Annotated in this window: 21 protein-coding genes; 13 read left to right on the top strand and 8 right to left on the bottom strand. The window is 42.8% G+C overall.

Annotated elements, in window-relative coordinates:
• Position 1: 1 nt before the first annotated feature.
• Together ACOOE0_RS16440 and dnaA are read right to left on the bottom strand one after the other, a co-directional pair.
• Entirely contained in the window at positions 2–454 is a 453-nt protein-coding gene (locus ACOOE0_RS16440; protein ID WP_420399999.1) for a low molecular weight protein-tyrosine-phosphatase, read from the bottom strand.
• 12 nt (positions 455–466) lie between these two features.
• Positions 467–1,891 (bottom strand): chromosomal replication initiator protein DnaA, encoded by a 1,425-nt coding sequence (gene dnaA, locus ACOOE0_RS16435; RefSeq protein WP_420399998.1) that lies wholly within the window; start codon positions 1,889–1,891, stop codon positions 467–469.
• Positions 1,892–2,094: 203 nt separating this feature from the next.
• Between dnaA and ACOOE0_RS16430 the strand changes: the two genes are divergently transcribed.
• Positions 2,095–2,493: an acyl-CoA thioesterase gene (locus tag ACOOE0_RS16430; protein ID WP_420399997.1), complete on the top strand. Its 399-nt coding sequence runs from the start codon at positions 2,095–2,097 to the stop codon at positions 2,491–2,493.
• Here ACOOE0_RS16430 and ACOOE0_RS16425 read toward each other — a convergent pair.
• From ACOOE0_RS16425 to ribD, 4 genes are read right to left on the bottom strand one after another with little or no spacing between them, the layout of a single operon-like run.
• Positions 2,490–3,098 (bottom strand): IMPACT family protein, encoded by a 609-nt coding sequence (locus tag ACOOE0_RS16425; RefSeq protein ID WP_420399996.1) that lies wholly within the window; start codon positions 3,096–3,098, stop codon positions 2,490–2,492. The two genes, ACOOE0_RS16430 and ACOOE0_RS16425, sit on opposite strands and share 4 nt — an antisense overlap.
• Positions 3,098–3,961: an EamA family transporter gene (locus tag ACOOE0_RS16420; RefSeq protein WP_420399995.1), complete on the bottom strand. Its 864-nt coding sequence runs from the start codon at positions 3,959–3,961 to the stop codon at positions 3,098–3,100. Before ACOOE0_RS16420 ends, ACOOE0_RS16425 begins: the two co-directional genes overlap by 1 nt.
• Positions 3,961–4,563, bottom strand: coding sequence for an HAD family hydrolase (locus tag ACOOE0_RS16415; RefSeq protein WP_420399994.1), 603 nt, complete (start codon positions 4,561–4,563; stop codon positions 3,961–3,963). Before ACOOE0_RS16415 ends, ACOOE0_RS16420 begins: the two co-directional genes overlap by 1 nt.
• Positions 4,556–5,608, bottom strand: coding sequence for a bifunctional diaminohydroxyphosphoribosylaminopyrimidine deaminase/5-amino-6-(5-phosphoribosylamino)uracil reductase RibD (gene ribD, locus ACOOE0_RS16410; RefSeq protein ID WP_420399993.1), 1,053 nt, complete (start codon positions 5,606–5,608; stop codon positions 4,556–4,558). Before ribD ends, ACOOE0_RS16415 begins: the two co-directional genes overlap by 8 nt.
• A gap of 29 nt (positions 5,609–5,637) precedes the next feature.
• Here ribD and ACOOE0_RS16405 point away from each other — a divergent pair, with 29 nt between their 5' ends.
• The 8 genes from ACOOE0_RS16405 to ACOOE0_RS16370 all read left to right on the top strand — a co-directional run bounded on the left by ACOOE0_RS16405 (position 5,638) and on the right by ACOOE0_RS16370 (position 12,744).
• The gene (locus ACOOE0_RS16405) at positions 5,638–6,123 is read left to right on the top strand and encodes a GNAT family N-acetyltransferase (protein WP_420399992.1); all 486 of its coding nucleotides are present in this window, start codon (positions 5,638–5,640) and stop codon (positions 6,121–6,123) included.
• 1 nt (position 6,124) lies between these two features.
• A complete protein-coding gene (gene prmC, locus ACOOE0_RS16400) occupies positions 6,125–6,982 on the top strand; it encodes a peptide chain release factor N(5)-glutamine methyltransferase (protein ID WP_420399991.1) in 858 nt (285 codons plus the stop codon).
• A gap of 1 nt (position 6,983) precedes the next feature.
• Positions 6,984–7,565: a TIGR00730 family Rossman fold protein gene (locus tag ACOOE0_RS16395; protein ID WP_420399990.1), complete on the top strand. Its 582-nt coding sequence runs from the start codon at positions 6,984–6,986 to the stop codon at positions 7,563–7,565.
• Positions 7,566–9,566 carry an NAD-dependent DNA ligase LigA gene (gene ligA / locus ACOOE0_RS16390; protein WP_420399989.1) on the top strand — a complete coding sequence of 667 codons (2,001 nt, stop codon included), beginning with the start codon at positions 7,566–7,568 and terminating at the stop codon, positions 9,564–9,566.
• 156 nt (positions 9,567–9,722) lie between these two features.
• A complete protein-coding gene (locus ACOOE0_RS16385) occupies positions 9,723–10,106 on the top strand; it encodes a hypothetical protein (RefSeq protein WP_420399988.1) in 384 nt (127 codons plus the stop codon).
• Complete coding sequence (locus ACOOE0_RS16380) at positions 10,103–10,513, top strand: hypothetical protein (RefSeq protein WP_420399987.1); 411 nt, start codon at positions 10,103–10,105, stop codon at positions 10,511–10,513. The genes ACOOE0_RS16385 and ACOOE0_RS16380 overlap by 4 nt, the downstream gene beginning before the upstream one ends.
• Positions 10,497–10,796, top strand: a complete 300-nt coding sequence (locus tag ACOOE0_RS16375) for a hypothetical protein (protein ID WP_420399986.1) — start codon at positions 10,497–10,499, stop codon at positions 10,794–10,796. Before ACOOE0_RS16380 ends, ACOOE0_RS16375 begins: the two co-directional genes overlap by 17 nt.
• A 457-nt stretch (positions 10,797–11,253) precedes the next feature.
• Complete coding sequence (locus tag ACOOE0_RS16370; RefSeq protein WP_420399985.1) at positions 11,254–12,744, top strand: BspA family leucine-rich repeat surface protein; 1,491 nt, start codon at positions 11,254–11,256, stop codon at positions 12,742–12,744.
• Positions 12,745–13,014: 270 nt separating this feature from the next.
• Here ACOOE0_RS16370 and ACOOE0_RS16365 read toward each other — a convergent pair whose 3' ends face one another.
• Together ACOOE0_RS16365 and ACOOE0_RS16360 are read right to left on the bottom strand one after the other, a co-directional pair.
• On the bottom strand, positions 13,015–13,926 hold the full coding sequence (locus ACOOE0_RS16365; RefSeq protein WP_420399984.1) for a metallophosphatase: 912 nt from the start codon (positions 13,924–13,926) through the stop codon (positions 13,015–13,017).
• Positions 13,927–14,643 (bottom strand): 5'-nucleotidase C-terminal domain-containing protein, encoded by a 717-nt coding sequence (locus tag ACOOE0_RS16360; protein ID WP_420399983.1) that lies wholly within the window; start codon positions 14,641–14,643, stop codon positions 13,927–13,929.
• Positions 14,644–14,824: 181 nt separating this feature from the next.
• On the opposite strand from ACOOE0_RS16360, the gene ACOOE0_RS16355 reads away from it, so the two are divergent.
• From ACOOE0_RS16355 to ACOOE0_RS16340, 4 genes are all read left to right on the top strand, one after another.
• Positions 14,825–15,292, top strand: coding sequence for a DUF6913 domain-containing protein (locus ACOOE0_RS16355; RefSeq protein WP_420399982.1), 468 nt, complete (start codon positions 14,825–14,827; stop codon positions 15,290–15,292).
• Complete coding sequence (gene dapA, locus ACOOE0_RS16350; protein ID WP_420399981.1) at positions 15,292–16,182, top strand: 4-hydroxy-tetrahydrodipicolinate synthase; 891 nt, start codon at positions 15,292–15,294, stop codon at positions 16,180–16,182. Before ACOOE0_RS16355 ends, dapA begins: the two co-directional genes overlap by 1 nt.
• A gap of 107 nt (positions 16,183–16,289) precedes the next feature.
• Complete coding sequence (locus ACOOE0_RS16345; RefSeq protein ID WP_420399980.1) at positions 16,290–17,117, top strand: outer membrane protein assembly factor BamD; 828 nt, start codon at positions 16,290–16,292, stop codon at positions 17,115–17,117.
• A 19-nt stretch (positions 17,118–17,136) separates the two neighbouring features.
• Positions 17,137–17,463, top strand: coding sequence for a DNA-directed RNA polymerase subunit omega (locus ACOOE0_RS16340; RefSeq protein WP_097046104.1), 327 nt, complete (start codon positions 17,137–17,139; stop codon positions 17,461–17,463).
• The last annotated feature ends 3 nt before the right edge of the window (positions 17,464–17,466 follow it).

Here is a 17,466-nt window from a genome sequence, read left to right as displayed (position 1 = left end):
ATCAACTCAATTTTTGGGCGATGACCTCACAAGCCATATCAACCATTTGATATACATTTTCAAATCCATCAGGTCCACCATAGTAAGGGTCAGGAACTTCATTGAAACCCAAATCCACTTCGTCCAAAAGCAACTTTACTTTCTTTTCATCTTCCCTGCTATTGGCAAGTCGTAAAACGTTGGAAAAATTACTTAAATCCATGACATAAATTACATCGAACTCCTGAAAATCATTTGCAGAAAATTTGCGACATTTTTGATGGCTGATATCAATTCCGTGCTTTAGTGCCACAGTCATGGACCGCTTGTCGGGGGCATTACCTACAGGATATCCGGCAGTCCCGGCGGAGTCGACAAATATTGAACCCTCGTCAATTTTGGAACGCAATACACCTTCGGCCAGTGGTGACCTGCAAATGTTGCCCAAGCAGACCATCAACACCTTGGTTTTCATTAAGCTAAAGGATTAGGAAAATTTCTTGTTCAGGTCTTCGATATACTTTCTGAACTGCTTATCGGTTTCGGCCAGATTATCTACTGTTTTGCACGCGTGCAATACTGTGGCATGATCTCGCTTTCCTATTTGGGAGCCAATGCTGGCCAATGAGGCCTTGGTAAACTTTTTGGCAAAGAACATGGCCAATTGTCTGGCTTGTACAATATGGCGTTTTCTGGTTTTGGATTGAAGTGTTGCCACATCCATTTCAAAATAATCCGACACCACTTTTTGGATGTAATCGATGGAAACCTCCCGTTTGGTGTTCTTGACAAACTTCTCAACTACCTGTTGGGCCAACTCCAAAGTCACCTCACGTTTGTTGAAGGAGGACTGTGCAATCAACGAAATAATGGCTCCTTCCAATTCCCGAATGTTGGTTTTGATGTTCTTGGCTACATGATCAATGATATCCTCCGGCATTTCAACCCCATCTCTATACAGCTTGTTCTTTAAGATGGATACCCGGGTCTCATAATCCGGACTCTGCAGTTCGGCAGAAAGTCCCCATTTGAATCGGGACAACAAACGCTGCTCTATATCCTGCATGTCCACAGGAGCTTTGTCCGATGTTAAGATGACCTGCTTGCCATTTTGGTGCAGGTGGTTGAAAATATGGAAGAACACATCCTGCGTACCGGATTTTCCAGAAAGGAACTGCACATCATCAATAATCAGCACATCTATTAATTGATAGAAGTGGATGAAATCGTTTCGGGTGTTCTTTTTTACGGATTCAATATATTGTTGTGTAAATTTTTCCGCGGAAATATAGAGTACGGTCTTTTCTGGATATTTATCCTTGATTTCCACTCCAATGGCATGTGCCAAGTGGGTCTTTCCCAATCCAACCCCACCAAAAACCAATAGGGGGTTAAAGGAAGTTCCACCAGGTTTGTTGGCCACTGCCATACCCGCTGATCGAGCCAAGCGATTGGAATCTCCTTCCAGAAAATTCTCAAAATTGTAATTGGGGTTGAGCTGCGACTCAATCTTGATATTGCGAATACCGGGAATCACAAAGGGATTCTTCAGCTCAGGACTTTTGGAGGTAATGGGCACATCCAATTCCTGGGGCCCCACAGCAGTTCGGTTTGAGCTTGGGATTTGTTCCGTAAACGGTTCCTTGTTACCGTACTTATTTTCCATTTTAATAATGTAGATAAGTTTGGCATTGTTTCCGAGCTCCTTGGTCAAGGCAACTTTCAAAAGCTTTACATAATGCTCTTCCAACCATTCATAGAAAAATTTACTGGGAACTTGAATGCTCAGGGCGCTATCTGTTAACTTGATAGGCTTAATAGGTTCAAACCATGTTTTGAATGCCTGCGGTTGGATATTATCCTGGATAAAAGCCAAACAATTGTTCCACACGGAATTTGCAGTAACACTCATAAAAGTTTTTCCTTAGTTTAATGGTTAGCTTTAAAGCTCTAGGTCAAAGCATCAAAGGGTTTCAGGATGCTCGTTGGATGCGACAAATATGTGAACAAAACTTTGAAAAAAAAAATGATTTTACCATTGAATATTCTGTTTTTTTTTCGCATGTTTCCTTAATGTAAACCGAGCCTCTAAATATATAATTTTTCAGTTAAAATATGCGGATAAATTCATTTTCTTTTCGCGTTCGTTATGCAGAAACGGACCAGATGGGTATTGTTCACCATGCAAGCTATGTTCCCTATTTGGAGATGGGCAGAATAGAGTGGTTAAGGGCCATGGGCATCTCCTATAGGGCCATGGAGGAAAATGGAATCATACTTCCTGTAATTTCCCTACAGATCAACTATAAAAAATCTGCACTCTATGATGATATGCTTACCGTGGAAACCCGGCTAAAGCAACTACCCATGGTCCGAATTGAATTTGAATACGCGATATACAATGAAAAACGTGAGTTGCTGGCCGAGGCCAGCACGGTATTGGCATTCATGGATCAAAGCAAAAACAGGCCCATAAAATGTCCAGACTTCATTATGGAAAAATTGAAAGCTTAGTCCAGTACGTTCACTTTGATTTGATGCAGTTGCTGAAAGGTTCCAAGAACATCTTCAGCTTCTTTTTTTCGGACTGCAACCACCAAGACACAATCCATTTCCATTTTTTGGGAAATGATTTCCAGATTTCTCTGTTTTATGGTTCGCATGACCACATCCATTTGCGGGTAGTCGAACCTAAGTTGAAAATGCAGTTTCACAATCTTTTCAATAATTGTTGCATTTTCAAGGGTCATTTGTGCTGCAGTACGATAGGCCTGAATTAGGCCGCCAACCCCCAATTTGGTTCCCCCAAAAATTCGGACTATTGCTACCAACACATTAGTGACCCCAAAAGATTGGATTTGTCCATAAATGGGCATTCCGGCCGAGTTATTGGGCTCTCCGTCATCATTGGCCCTGTATGTGATCTGATCGGCGCCAAGTTGCCAAGCATAACATACATGGTTGGCCGTAGGATACTTTTTTCTCAAAGCTTCCACAATGGGTTTGACTTCTTCTTCCGTGGAAATCGGAAAGGCAAACCCAAAGAATTTACTTTTTCTGTCCTTATATAGGATTTCAGGTGTAGGATTCTCCAGAGTTCTGTAACTGTCCACTTCCATCAGAACAAGGCTACTAAAACAATACTTAGAACGGCCAAGGCTATGCCTCCCCAATTTTTACTACTCAATCGTTCCTGGAACATCAAAATGCCAAGTAAAGTGCAAAGCATGACCACGGCCACATTGTTAATGGTAAAAATGGCAGCGCTGCTAAAATTCTCGTTCTGTAAAGCTCTAAGCAAAAAGAAAATGGAAAAATAATTGGGCACTCCGAGTATTATACCGCCCAATACATTTCTGTAATTAATTTTGATCGTATCCTGGGTAGCCTTGTATCCGATAAAGACAAAGCCCGAAAGTGCAGCAAAACCAAAGACCATAGCTGAAAAAATAGCAACCTCCTTGGAATCCAGATGCCGTTCTTCAAAATATTTCATACTGGCATCTATGATTCCAGACCCCAAGAACACCAATAGGGGCAAGACCAAGGCCTTTTTGGAAATTACCAACGAATTTTCCTTAATGGAGGTGAAATAGACTGCAGCTAAGGCCAATAATATCCCAAGGCCTTGAAAAAGAGAGAGCTTTTCATTGTATAGGATCATCCCTATGACCACAGGAATAACCAAGGACATTTTGGTGGCCACGGATGCCACGGTGACCCCTGCTACCTGAGATGCCCTCGCCATCAGATTAAAAATGAGAATAAAAAAGACGCCCATACCCATTGCTCCCACAAACCAAGACGATTGCGTTATTGAAGAAACATTGATCGTTCCATCATAAAGGAAGAGACCTACAGTACAAGCCACCACATAATTGACCACAATGGCGTAGGGAGTCTGTACCTTATACGTGTCAAATAATTTGAACACGACAAATATGGTAGTAGTACAAAGAATGCTAAATAGTAGATCTAACATTAAAGGTGTTGTTTTAGTTGGGTGATATCTTCTGAGCCTACTTGCAAATTCCAAACTTGGATACCCAAAGAGGCCGCAGTATCTGTGTTTTCCTTGGTATCATCCACAAAAAGTGTTTCCTCTGGGATAAGATTATTGGCTTGTAGTACAAACTCGAAAATTTCAGCATCTGGTTTGCGCATGCCCATTTCATAGGAGAGGTAGAAAACCTCAAAGGATCCTTCAAACCGATCAAACTTTTCCTTTCCCAGCCGTTCTCTTACAAACTCGATGTGAAGGTCATTGGTATTGCTCAAAAGGAACAAACGATATTGTTTTTCCTTGGCCAGGTTTTCCACAAAATCTAGTCGGCTATCTGGAAAATCCTTTAGGATGGCGTTCCAGGCATTGATTAAATAGTCCTCGGGAGCAGCTGGAAAATGCAAAGTAACTTGCTTCAAAAAGGACGGGGAATCCATCTCTCCCTTTTCATAGGAGTTAAATAGGCTTTCCAAATCTGGAGTAAGTTCCCTGAAACCATATTTTGCCATGGCCCTTGCTGTGGCGGGTTTATCCAAATCGATAAAAATGTCTCCAAAATCGAGAATAATGTTTTTAATCATGCTGCAGTATTGAAAGGGTGTCGGAAATTATTTTTTTGGAATGGAGAAGCTTCCCAGATATAACTGGCGCTAAAGTTCCGGAATCAAATGTGGAGGTTCCTTTAAAAATACGGGCCTCATCCCAAAGCTCCTCATCAATGAAAGTCTGGAGCGTTTTTGTTCCTCCTTCAACTAATAGGCTTGATACGGAATGTTTGTGCAGTAAATTGCAAATTTGGTTTGCAACAGGTTTGGTGAAATCCAGTAGCTCATAGGTGATTCCGTCTAAGTACTCGGAGCTGTCCTTTTCGGCCGTCAATACTAAAGTATGCACGCTTTGGTCCAGCACGTGAAAATGTGGTGGGATCTTCAGCGATCGATCCACGATTACCCGAATCGGATTTTTGCCTTCCCAGGTTCTCACATTTAGTTTCGGATTGTCTTCCAAAACGGTCTGTGTACCCACCAAAATGGCCTGTTCTTCAGCTCTCCATTGATGAACCAACTGTTTGGAGTAGGTATTGCTGATCCAAAAGGGTTCGGGATTGTCTTTTCTCTTGACTTTATCTGGCGCAATAAACCCATCCTGCGTTTCCGCCCATTTTAAAATGATGTAGGGTCTTTTTTTCTCCTGATAGGTCAAAAACCGTTTGTGGTGTTCCCTGCATTCAGCTTCCAAAACACCAACAGTTACCTCGCATCCTGCCATCCGTAACTTGTCAATTCCTTTACCCGCAACCTTATCATGGGGGTCTTGCAAACCAATGACCACCTTTGGTATTTCCGATTCAATAATTAAGTCAGCGCAAGGTGGGGTTTTTCCGAAGTGCGAGCAGGGTTCCAAAGTAACATAAATCGTGGATTGCTTTAGTAGTTCCTTGTCTTGGACAGCGTTAATGGCATTCACTTCGGCGTGAGGTCCTCCATAAGGACTCGTGTAGCCTTCCCCAATGATTTTGTGATTGTGAACAAGTACACTTCCTACCATAGGATTGGGTGCTGTGGTTCCTAGACCTTTTTTGCCCAATTCCATGCATCGCAACAGGTATTTTTCGTGTATATTCACCGGACAAAAATAGAATAATAAAACACAATATGGGCGAGGTCATAATTCGCGAAATCCAACCAAAGGACAATGCCGCGGTAGCAGGTGTAGTTCGCCAAGTTTTGGTGGATTTGGGAGTGCCCAAAGTGGGTACCGCTTATGCCGATAAAGCATTGGATGATATGTATGGAGCTTATGACGTTCCAAAGGCTACCTATTTTGTTGCTGAAGAGGGAGGCCGCATTATTGGATGCGCAGGAGTGGCCCAATTGGAAAACTTTGATGGCAATGTCTGTGAGCTGCAGAAAATGTACTTTCTGGAAGAAGCTAGGGGAAAAGGCTTGGGTGCCAAGATGATCGACACTTGCTTGGCAAAAGCAAAGGAATTTGGTTTTGAAGCTTGCTATCTGGAAACCATGCCTTACATGAAAGCCGCCCAGAAACTCTATCAAAAAAACGGGTTCCAATATATTGATGCCCCTATGGGCAATACAGGGCACTATTCTTGTCCCGTTTGGATGCTTAAAGAAATATAGGGTGCTGCTGAAGGAGATCAAGAACATTTTTCACAAAGAATTGGATCCAATTTACGCTACTGAGGAAGTGGACTCCTTTTTTCACCTATGTGTAGAACATTATTTGCAATTGGGGCGATTCGTTTTGGTTCTTCAACCTGATTTGGTGTTGACAAAGGAGGAGGAAACGCCATTGTTTGAGGCCTTAAGTAAACTGAAATTGGAGGAACCCTTGCAGTATATTTTGGGAACTGCCCATTTCATGGATTTGGATTTTAAGGTCAATGAACATGTATTAATTCCCAGACCGGAGACCGAAGAATTGGTGGAGTGGGTAATATTGGATTGTCAGGTCGAGCGCAGTCGAGACCTAAGGATATTGGACATTGGAACCGGAAGCGGATGCATTGCCATCGCCTTGGCCAAAAAGTTTCCTGACGCCAATGTTTATGCCTTGGATGTATCTGAACAAGCAATTGGGGTAGCCAAGGAAAACGCTAAATTAAATGGAGTTGATGTTACTTTCATTCATCAAGATATCCTTGACCCTGATTTTGAACTTGAACTTGAATTTGATGTGATTGTATCCAATCCACCCTATGTAAGGGAGTTGGAAAAAGAAGGGATAAAGGACAATGTGAAAAAGTACGAACCGCATGTGGCCTTGTTTGTCCAGGATGAAGACCCTTTACTTTTTTACAAGGCGATTACGCAATTTGCCATTTCACATCTTAAGAAGAAAGGAAAGCTCTATTTTGAAATCAACCAATATTTGGGCAAGGAGACCCAAGCCCTTTTAGAAGCGCATAATTTTTTGGAAATTGAACTTCGAAAGGACATTTTCGGGAATGACAGAATGCTTAAAGGCCAACTAAATTAATATGGAGAGTGTTGCTGTTTTTTGTGGAAGTAGCGAGGGGAATGACCCTAGGACGATTGAAGCTGCCTACCAGTTGGGAGAAGTTTTGGCTTCGCAACAAATCCAATTGGTGTATGGCGGCGCTAAAGTTGGGCTGATGGGTCAGGTGGCTGACGGAGCTTTGGGCAAAAATGGGAAAGTAATCGGGGTAATACCGGATTTTCTGAAACGCAGGGAGGTGTTTCATCCACATATTTCAGAATTGATCGTTGTGGAAACCATGCACCAAAGGAAATTGAAAATGCATGAACTTTCTGATGGGTTTATGGCACTTCCAGGGGGTTATGGTACCTTGGAAGAACTTTTTGAAATCATTACTTGGGGACAGTTGGGATTGCACCAAAAACCCATAGGGGTGCTAAATTGTGATGGTTTTTTTGATTCCATGCTGCAATTTTTGGATACCATGGTCACCCAAGGATTTTTAAAGCAAGAAAATAGGGAGATGTTATTGGTGGATGCCAGTGCGGCAGGACTTCTGGAGCAAATGAGGAGCTATACACCATTGATCACTCCCAAATGGATTGAAAAAGAACAAACGTAAATGAACATCCAAGAAAAAATAACGGCACTTAGGGAAGAACTCCGTGGGCACAACTACAATTATTATGTATTGGACAAGCCCACGATTTCAGATTACGAGTTTGATATCAAACTTAAGGAACTCCAAGAACTGGAAGAGGCCCATCCCGAGTTCCATGACCCTACATCCCCAACTCTCAGGGTAGGTGGAGAGGTGACCAAGAATTTTGAGACCATCAAGCATGAACATCGCATGTATTCCCTGGACAATTCCTATTCCAAAGAGGATTTGGAAGACTGGGAAAAGCGCATCCAACGCATTTTGGGGGATGTAGATGTGGAGTTTACCTGTGAGTTGAAGTATGATGGGGCCTCCATCAGTCTGACTTATGAAGACGGACAATTGGTACGGGCGGTTACCAGGGGTGATGGATTTCAGGGCGATGATGTGACCACCAATATCAAGACCATCAAATCCGTTCCCTTGCAGCTTAAGGGGGACTATCCTCCCAAATTTGACATCCGTGGGGAGATTATCCTAACCCTTGAGGGCTTCGCCCAGATGAACAAGGAACGAATAGCAGCTGGGGAAGAACCTTATATGAATCCCAGGAATACGGCCTCCGGAAGTCTTAAACTTCAGGACAGTGCTTTGGTGGCCCAACGTCCGCTGGAGTGTTTGCTATACAGTATTGTTGGCAACAATCTGTCCATAACAACCCAATATGAGGTACTGGAAAAAGCCCGTGCATGGGGGTTTAAGGTGCCCACAGTTGCCAAATTGTGCAAAACCACGGAAGAGGTGATGCAGTTTGTGGAGCATTGGGATGAGAAACGGCAGGATTTGCCATATGAAACTGACGGTGTGGTCATTAAAGTGAACAATCTACGCCATCAAGAAGAGTTAGGTTATACCGCAAAAGCCCCACGCTGGGCCATGGCCTACAAGTTCAAGGCGGAACAGGTCTCTACCGTACTCAATGAAATCACCTATCAGGTTGGACGTACAGGTGCTATAACCCCAGTGGCCAACCTGGAACCGGTTTTGTTGGCCGGAACCACGGTAAAAAGGGCATCCCTGCACAATGCAGATCAGATTGAAAAATTGGACATTCGTGAAGGGGATACGGTATTTGTGGAAAAGGGAGGGGAGATCATTCCGAAAATTATAGCGGTAGACCTAACCCAACGGCCTGCTGGTTTGGTTCCAACCCAGTATATTCAAAATTGTCCGGAGTGCAATACTCCCTTGATTCGCAAGGAGGGGGAAGCGCAACACTTTTGTCCCAATGATACCGGTTGTCCTCCGCAAATCACAGGAAGAATCCAACATTTTATTTCCCGTAAGGCCATGGATATTGAAGGTTTGGGAGGTGAGACCGTGGAACTCCTCTTTAAAGAAGGCTTGATAGCCAATTATGCCGACCTCTATGTCTTGACCAAGGAACAAATAATGCCGCTGGAGCGCATGGCCGAAAAATCTGCAGAGAACTTGGTGAATGGGGTAGCGGCTTCCAAAAGTATTCCATTTGAAAGGGTGTTGTTTGGCTTGGGAATCAGGTATGTAGGGGAGACTGTGGCCAAAAAATTGGCCAAGGCCTATAAAAACATCGATGCTTTGATAGCTGCTTCTGAAGAAGAATTAGTGGCTGTTGATGAGATTGGCGGACGAATAGCGGAAAGTGTGGTCCAGTTTTTTGGGAATCCCGAAAATGTGGGAATTGTGGACAGGCTTAAATCCTACGGATTACAATTCTCACTATCCGAAGAGCAGCTCGAAAATCAATCCGAAAAATTAAAGGGACAGACCTTTGTTGTCTCGGGAGTGTTCGAGTCCATAGGTCGTACCGAGCTTAAAAAACTCATTGAGGATAACGGAGGGAAAGTGGCTTCGTCCATTTCTTCCAAAACCAGTTTTTTGGTTGCTGGCGCCAATATGGGGCCCAGCAAAAAGACCAAGGCCGAGAACTTGGGAGTACCCATCATTTCCGAGCAGGAGTTTATGGCCAAACTGGAGGGATGATGACCAACACCATAAGCGTTGCAGGCATTTTTTATAGGCAGTTTCGTTTTTCTGATTCGACATCACTATACCATTAATTGATTTTATCCCATAATGGCAATTCCATCACCCTCAAATGGGTTTTACCGTTGTCAGTTTTTTCCGTAAATTGAAGCAATGGAAGAGACCTATGAAATTGTCACTGCAATTATGGCAACCTTTGCCGCTTTGTACGTGCTTTTGGAAGTATTCTTGAACGTCAATGGTATTGATGACGACACTTCCAACATCCTCTTGCTGGAAGCATCCCAGAAGAAACTCTTTTTTATTCCGTTTGCCTTGGGCGCCATTCTGGGACACCTGTTTTTAGGAACTGCTAACGCAGATTTTGAAATGTCCAGCTCGCTTTATCCTGTAATCATTCTCTTCGCACTTGCCATTGCTACTTACATTTTTGCCCGGTTTGTGGAATTTGAAAAACCCATTTGGTTTTTGAGCCTCTTGCTTGTTTTAGGGTTAATCTATGGCCACCTGTTTTGGTCTATGAACTATGTCACATGAAGCCATTATCAGAAAAAAATAAAAATGCATTAAAGATCATTAAAATTGTGGTTGCCGCGCTTTTAGGAATTATGGTGGTGATAGACATTGTTCTGGTGAGCTTGGAAGATCGGGGTTTCCCTACTTTTAGTGAAGTGATCAAGAATGACCGTACCTCACTTATATGGTTGAATTTCTTGTTGGGTGGCTTGGTAGCCAAAGTGTTTTATAACAGAAAGGTAACAACCAAGGAACATGAAATTTCCGGTTTCTTTACCTTTTTGGCCATGTTGGTGTTGCTATTCTTCTTGGGAAAACTGTTTACCATCCAAATAGAAACCCCCTATCATTTGCTTATCATGGTTTGTGGCGGTATCTTGGCTTATCGAGCTTGGCCACAATATCTGAAGGATGAAGACACCCCTTGATTTCCAGCAATTTAAAGAGTCACTTAGCGAATTGCAACCTCCAAAAAATTGGCCCCTGGCCCTACAGTCTCTTTGGTACGATGCCAAGGGGGATTGGGAATCTTCGCATAACATTGCCCAAGATTTGCACACATCAATGGGAAGTTGGATTCATGCTTATCTACATCGCAAGGAAGGAGATGGATGGAATGCAGGCTATTGGTATCGACAAGCTGGGCGCCCATTTCCTGGGCATAGTCTGGAGGAGGAATTGCAGGAATTGGTGGAATTTGCGCTCCGCTAGACTATTAAGACAAAACCGTCAGTTCGAGTGTCCCGAATAAAATTCGGGATGTATCGAGAATGACGTATTACCACTTTTTTACTTTCTGCTGTCAGACCGTTTTTAACATGTTTCTCGAGAGGGGTTGGGGGTGTGTTTTTCTTCTCGGCTACCGCTAGATTGCATCTAGTGGTTGAGTATGCAAGAATAGAAAGGTATGTTAAGAAGAACAAAGCCTTAATTTTTAACACATCCCTGATTTCAGCATACTGAAATCCTTCCCTTCTCAAGAAGGGAGCGCATTGTTCCCCTCTCGAGAGGGGCGGGGGTGTGTTTTCTTCCCTTTTCCCCATAATAATAAAAATCCATCAACCCAAAACCCCTATCCGTCAATTGAAAATGGGTCTCTGTCAATTGACACTTAAACAAAAGATGTTGATTCTTCAAGTTTGTTGGGTAAACTATAAAAACCCAAAAAATGAAATTGCAGAATCTTTTTTTAATGCTATTGGCCACAGCTATTTTGTTCTCCTGTAAAAAAGACGATGGCGCCGAACCCGCCAACGAAGCTCCGCAGATCACCACCTCCTCCGTAGATACACCGGAAGACACTGAAGCTGGAACCACATTTGCTACTATAGCGGCAACAGATCCGGAAGGAGATGAATTCTTCTTTTCCTTAGATGCTTCCGAGACCATGTTCCAAATTACGGCAGACGGAGGGTTACAACTTAAGACCGGACAACAATTTGATCTTGCCACAACTACGCAGCACACGGTAAACGTAACCGTAACGGATGAACATGCAGCAGAATCGGAGTCGGCTGTGACCATTAATGTAACCGAAGGAGAAGGGGAGACTAACCAGGCCCCCGCAGTAAACAATGAAGTTTTGGAATTTGAGGTTTCAGAAAATATCTCAGACGATGAAACTATTGGAACCGTTGATGCAAGCGACCCAGAGGGACAAACTTTGGAGTATGATGTAGTTTCTCAAATAGAACTTATTGAGATTTCGGATTCAGGTGAACTGTCCTTGGTTGCAGGAGAGGAATTTGACTACGAAACCGCCACCTCGCATACCGTTAGGGTAAGAGTGTCCGATGGGGAGAACATTGTGGATACTGATTTCACCATTATGGTAACAAATGTGATTGAAACGCTATTTGAAGACCCTGGGTCGTTTATCACCACATGGAATACTGAAGGAGCGAACGACACAATAAGTTTTGGAGATGTCCAGGATGGGTTTTACCTCTGCGATATTGATTGGGGTGATGGTTCGCAGGAAACTTATGAAGGAACTACTCCTCCAAGCCATGTTTACGCAGCTGAAGGCACCTATAGTATTGCCATTAAGTATGGATTTTCCCAACTTTTAATGGATAACAATGAATCTGCGCATAAACTAATAAGTATAGATCAATGGGGAGACATCCAATGGCAAAATTTTGAAAATGCCTTTGAAGGTTGTGTTAATATGGAATACAATGCAACCGATGCTCCTGATCTCTCCCAAGTAACCAGCCTTTGGGCCATGTTCTATGGATGCTCTTCCTTTAATGGAGATTTGAACAATTGGGTCGTGGGTACCATAACCAACATGGGGTATATGTTTAGTGGAGCCTCTTCTTTTAACGGTGACGTAGGTAACTGGGGTGTAGAAAATGTTACAGACATGTCTTACATGTTTAGTGGTGCGCAAAAGTTTAATCAAAATCTGGGTGGATGGGACTTAAGTGAGCTAGTTGCACCAGGTATGATATCCGTGTTTGACAATTCAGGAATGACAAAAGAAAGTTATGATGCTACTTTGAAAGGTTGGGCAGACAATCCCAATACTCCTGATAATATTACCCTAGGTGCAGATGGGATTCCATATTGTACAAGTTTTGTGGAGAGGCAAAAATTAATTAACGACAAGGGTTGGACCATCGATGACAATGGTTTGCATACAGACTGTATATAGTGGTTTAGCTAAGAGCTAAATAAAAACACCAGAATCTCAACTTCCGGTGTTTTTTTCATTCAATAAAGCAGATTTCCCTTGCTACCGCTAGATTGCATCTAGTGGTTGGGTAAACAAGAAAAAGATATGATTGGAACAAAGGCCACAACTACTTTTGCGGTTGTGGCTTTTTTAGTGCCATAAGCTTAAAACTGGCCTTGGTAAGGCTGTGTTGTTCTCGATACATCCCGAATTTCATTCGGGACACTCGAACTGACAAAAAGCTAGATGTTAAACAGAAATACTCACCCCATTCCCGGAAACATTCTTATCCGAATCAAAATAGAAGTCAATACGGCCCAAATTAAGTCCGTAAGCCCCAACTTGGTTTACCAAAACAGAGTCGCCATTTAAATTGGTGCGTACTTCTGGTTTATCCAAAAAGGTATGGGTATGCCCGCCTATGATCAAATTAGTGTGGTGGGTGTTCTGTGCAAGCCTAACATCTGAGGGTCGTTGGGGATTCTCATAGTCGTACCCCAAATGTGAAAGGCAAACAATCAAATCGCAGCTTTCTTCTTCCTTGAGTTTCCGTTCTAGATCCAGGGCAATTTCATAGGGATCTAAATAAACAGTTTCCTTGTACAAGCGTTTGGTCACTAGCCCGTCCAAGGAAATGCCCAATCCGTAGACCCCAATTTTAATACCATCCAGTTGGTATATGTTATAGGGCTTCACAAAGCCATCCAGTACGGTATTGGAAAAATCGTAGTTGGCGGAAAGCAAATCAAATGTACCATTCGGGATTTGGGCCAACAGCCCGTCCACCCCATTGTCAAAATCGTGGTTGCCAATGGTGGCGGCATCGTACTTGAGCTTGCTCATCAACTTAAATTCCAGCTCTCCTCCATAGAAATTAAAGTAAGGGGTGCCTTGAAAAATATCTCCGGCATCAAAAAGGAGTGTATTGGGATTTTCATTTCGGATTTGTTCTACCAAAGTGGCCCTACGGGCAACGCCACCCAAATTAGGGTACCGACTATCCGTGCTCGGGAAAGGGTCAATATGGCTGTGCACATCATTGGTATGCAAAATGGTGATGTGTTTTCTGCCCAATGCCGAACAGGATTGGAGTCCAAACCCGCCCAGTCCAACCAAGGTGGAGGCAGCTGCCGTCTGACTTAGAAAATCTCGTCTTTTCATCTAGTTTAATTGAATAAATCGGTCATCCACTTGGGCGGTCACGGTATCTACCTTTTTCAAATGGTCAATAATGGCGTTTCTTACCAAATAACCCGTATCATGTACAGAGACCATATCGCTGAAAAAACCAATGCTGGGCCCACCCTGCACCAAATAGTCCGAGGTGGCCACATGGTAGTTTTTGTTTTCGTCAAAAGGGCTTCCATTAATGTTCACGGATTCCAAATGCCCTGTTTTGTCCAAGGTAATTTGCATACCCGCAATGGCATGTATGCGGGAGGAATTGATCAAAAAACTGATTAGTTTTCGCATAGCAGTACCATCCAGTTCCACTACCGAGATATAGTTTTCAAAGGGCATGACTTCAAAAGCATGTCTGGCACTTACGTTCCCTGCCGAAATTATGGAGCGGATACCCCCGCGGTTCATGATAACAAAGTCCAATTCCTTTCCCGTTTGTTTTTGGAATAGGGGAGCGGTCTCCTCCAAAAGTACGTCAGCCATAAAATTACCCATGGAGGTATTTCGGGGGCCATCATCCAAATTAATGTCTTCAGGAGCAAAGGCCAAGGTACTGTCCAACACCTCGTTTATTCGGGTTCTATAGGGGGTTACAAAGGATGCAATGGAATCTACCGGAGCAAGAATACTGTCTATAGGTACTTGTTTTCCGTCAATTTTTGAAAGCTGTGGTTTTCCCTGATTACAGGAAACCAAAACACAAATTGTTAAGAATAAAACAATTTGTTTGATTTTTAAAACACTCACTGGCGTATCTTTGTTTTAAGGAGTCAAGGTAGATTAATTACCTTTGTAAAAATGCATAAAAATAATGTTTTTAAAAGGGCTCCAGGATAAATTTAAAGTTAAATCGGGACAAAAATACCTGCAGGATGAAATGCAGAAGCCCGCTACCATTGTGGAGCGGAGCAAGGGCATAAGTAGTATTGGCTGCATTGTGGATGTGGACAATTTTGGAAATGCAGAGGTGTTTTATGAGTTGATAGACGAGTACGAACTTAGACCGAATGCTATTAAGATCATCGGCTATAAAAGGGAGTACGATAAAAACTCGCCCTATGCCATTCAAATTTTTTCCGATAAGGATTTAGGTTGGAAAGGCGAAATTGAAAACGGGTATGTGCTGGAGTTTTTGGGCAGGGAATACGATCTGTTGCTCAACTATTACCAAGAGGATAATTTAATGATGAAACTCCTCTCCGTGAAAACCCAAGCCCGACTCAAGGTTGGATTTGGAACCTTAGATCCCAAGATCAACGATTTGATTTTAAATACGTCCTTAAACGATTTTGACTTGTTCAAAAGTGAATTAAAGAAATATTTAAAGGTTTTAAAAGAATTGTAATGGAGCAATTATTGGGCACGGGAGTGGCGTTGGTTACCCCGTTCAAAGAAGATTTTTCAGTGGATACCGCTGCCTTGGAGCGTGTAGTGGAACATTGTATTCAGGGAGGCATTGATTATCTGGTGGCCTTGGGCACCACGGCGGAATCGGCTACATTGTCCAAATCCGAAAAGCAGTTGGTTGCTGATGTGGTTGTTCGTGTCAACGCAGGAAGGTTGCCATTGGTACTAGGTGTGGGCGGAAACAACACTGCTGCAGTTGTAGAGGAACTCAGAACTTTGGACCTTTCGGAATTCACGGCCATATTATCTGTATCGCCCTACTACAATAGGCCGACTCAAGAAGGGATATACCAGCATTTCAAGGCCATTGGTGCGGCATCTCCAATACCTATAGTAATGTACAATGTACCTGCAAGGACAGGTAGTAATTTGTTACCGGAAACCACGGTGAGGTTGGCAAAGGACGTTCCCAATATTGTGGCCATCAAAGAAGCCTGTGGGGATATGGTCCAGATTGACCAGATCATTAAGGAAAAACCAGATAACTTTTTGGTCATTTCTGGAGACGATTTCACGGCTTTGCCCACCGTTTTGGCTGGAGGCTCTGGAGTAATTTCGGTTTTGGGCCAAGGGTTGCCAGCAGGTTTCTCTAAAATGATTGAGCAGGGGCTGCAAGGTAAATCAGATGAGGCCTATGAATTGCACCATGCACTTTTGCCCGCCATGCAACTTATTTTTGAAGAAGGCAATCCAGCTGGAATCAAGAGTATTTTTGAGTCGTTGGGACTTTGTTCTGCCGTAGTACGTTTGCCACTGGTTGAAGCTTCCCTTGGCTTAAAAAACAGAATTGCGGCCTATCTGAAGTCGCACAATAAGGTGTATGCATAAGCTGCGTTAAAACTTAGCCAAAACCTTGGCAGGAAGCTGCACGGACACTTATTTTTGGAAGTGGATTTCTATTTTTTAAATCCATTGATTATCACTAATTTTGCAAAATGTTTTTGAAAATGAGGTCGATTCTTCCTTTACTCTTTGCCGTAATTTTATTTTCATCCTGTAGCGAGTACCAGAAAGTGCTTAAAAATGAGGATGTAAAGGCTAAATATGATTTGGCCCAGAAGTACTATGACGAAGGGGATTTTAAAAGGGCAAAAAGATTGTTTGAGCAGATTGCTCCCCGATATGTGGGCAAACCACAAGGAGAGCGGGTGATGTTCTTTTTTGCAGACTCCTATTTCAAAACCAAAGATTATTACCTATCAGGATACCAGTTTGAGCGATTCATAAAATCATATCCTAGAAGTGATAAGATTCAGGAAGCCTCCTTTTTAGGGGCAAAGAGTTATTATGAACTGTCTCCAGCCTATTCGCTAGATCAAACGGATACTGATAAGGCCTTAGCAAAACTACAGACCTTTATCAACACCTATCCAGAATCGGAATTTTTTGAAGAGGCGAATGCCATGGCCAAGGAGTTAACCTCCAAAAAGGAAAGAAAGCAAATTGAGATAGCCAAGCAGTTCAACAAGTTGGGGAAATTCAACTATCCCATCTTAATTTCGGCCATCACCGCCCTGGATAATTTCATTTCCGATAACCCAGGTTCCGTTTACAGGGAAGAAGCACTCTATTATAGAATAGAGGCGGCCACCAATTTGGCGGTAAACAGTACAGAGAACAAAAAGCAGGAACGTCTGGAAGATGCGTTGTCAGCGTATAACAATTTGTTCAGGTATTTTCCTGAGACCCGATTTAAAAAGAAAGCGGACGAACTGTCCCAGAAAATACAGAAAGAGTTGAGTGTGTACTCCAGCTCCAAATAACATTTTAAACTATCCGTAAATGCAAGATTTGAAAAACACCAAAGCTCCCGTTTCTACCGTGACCCACAACAGGAACGAATTTGATGAGAAAACGGACAACATTTATGAGGCCATTTCCATCGCATCCAAGCGAGCCATCCAAATCAATTCTGAAATAAAGAAGGAATTGTTGGAAAAGTTGGAAGAATTCGCCACCTACAGCGATAGCTTGGAAGAAGTCTTTGAAAACAAAGAGCAGATAGAAGTTTCCAAGTTTTACGAAAAGCTTCCAAAACCCCATGCGTTGGCGGTAATGGAATGGTTGGAAGACAAAATCTACTACAGAAACACAGAGAAAGACGCCTAAGAA

The sequence above is a fragment of the Flagellimonas sp. genome (assembly GCF_965215805.1).
In the GTDB taxonomy this organism is placed as follows: domain Bacteria; phylum Bacteroidota; class Bacteroidia; order Flavobacteriales; family Flavobacteriaceae; genus Flagellimonas.
The sequence above is the reverse complement of the archived record's forward strand: the minus strand, read 5'-3'. Positions and strand labels throughout refer to the sequence as shown.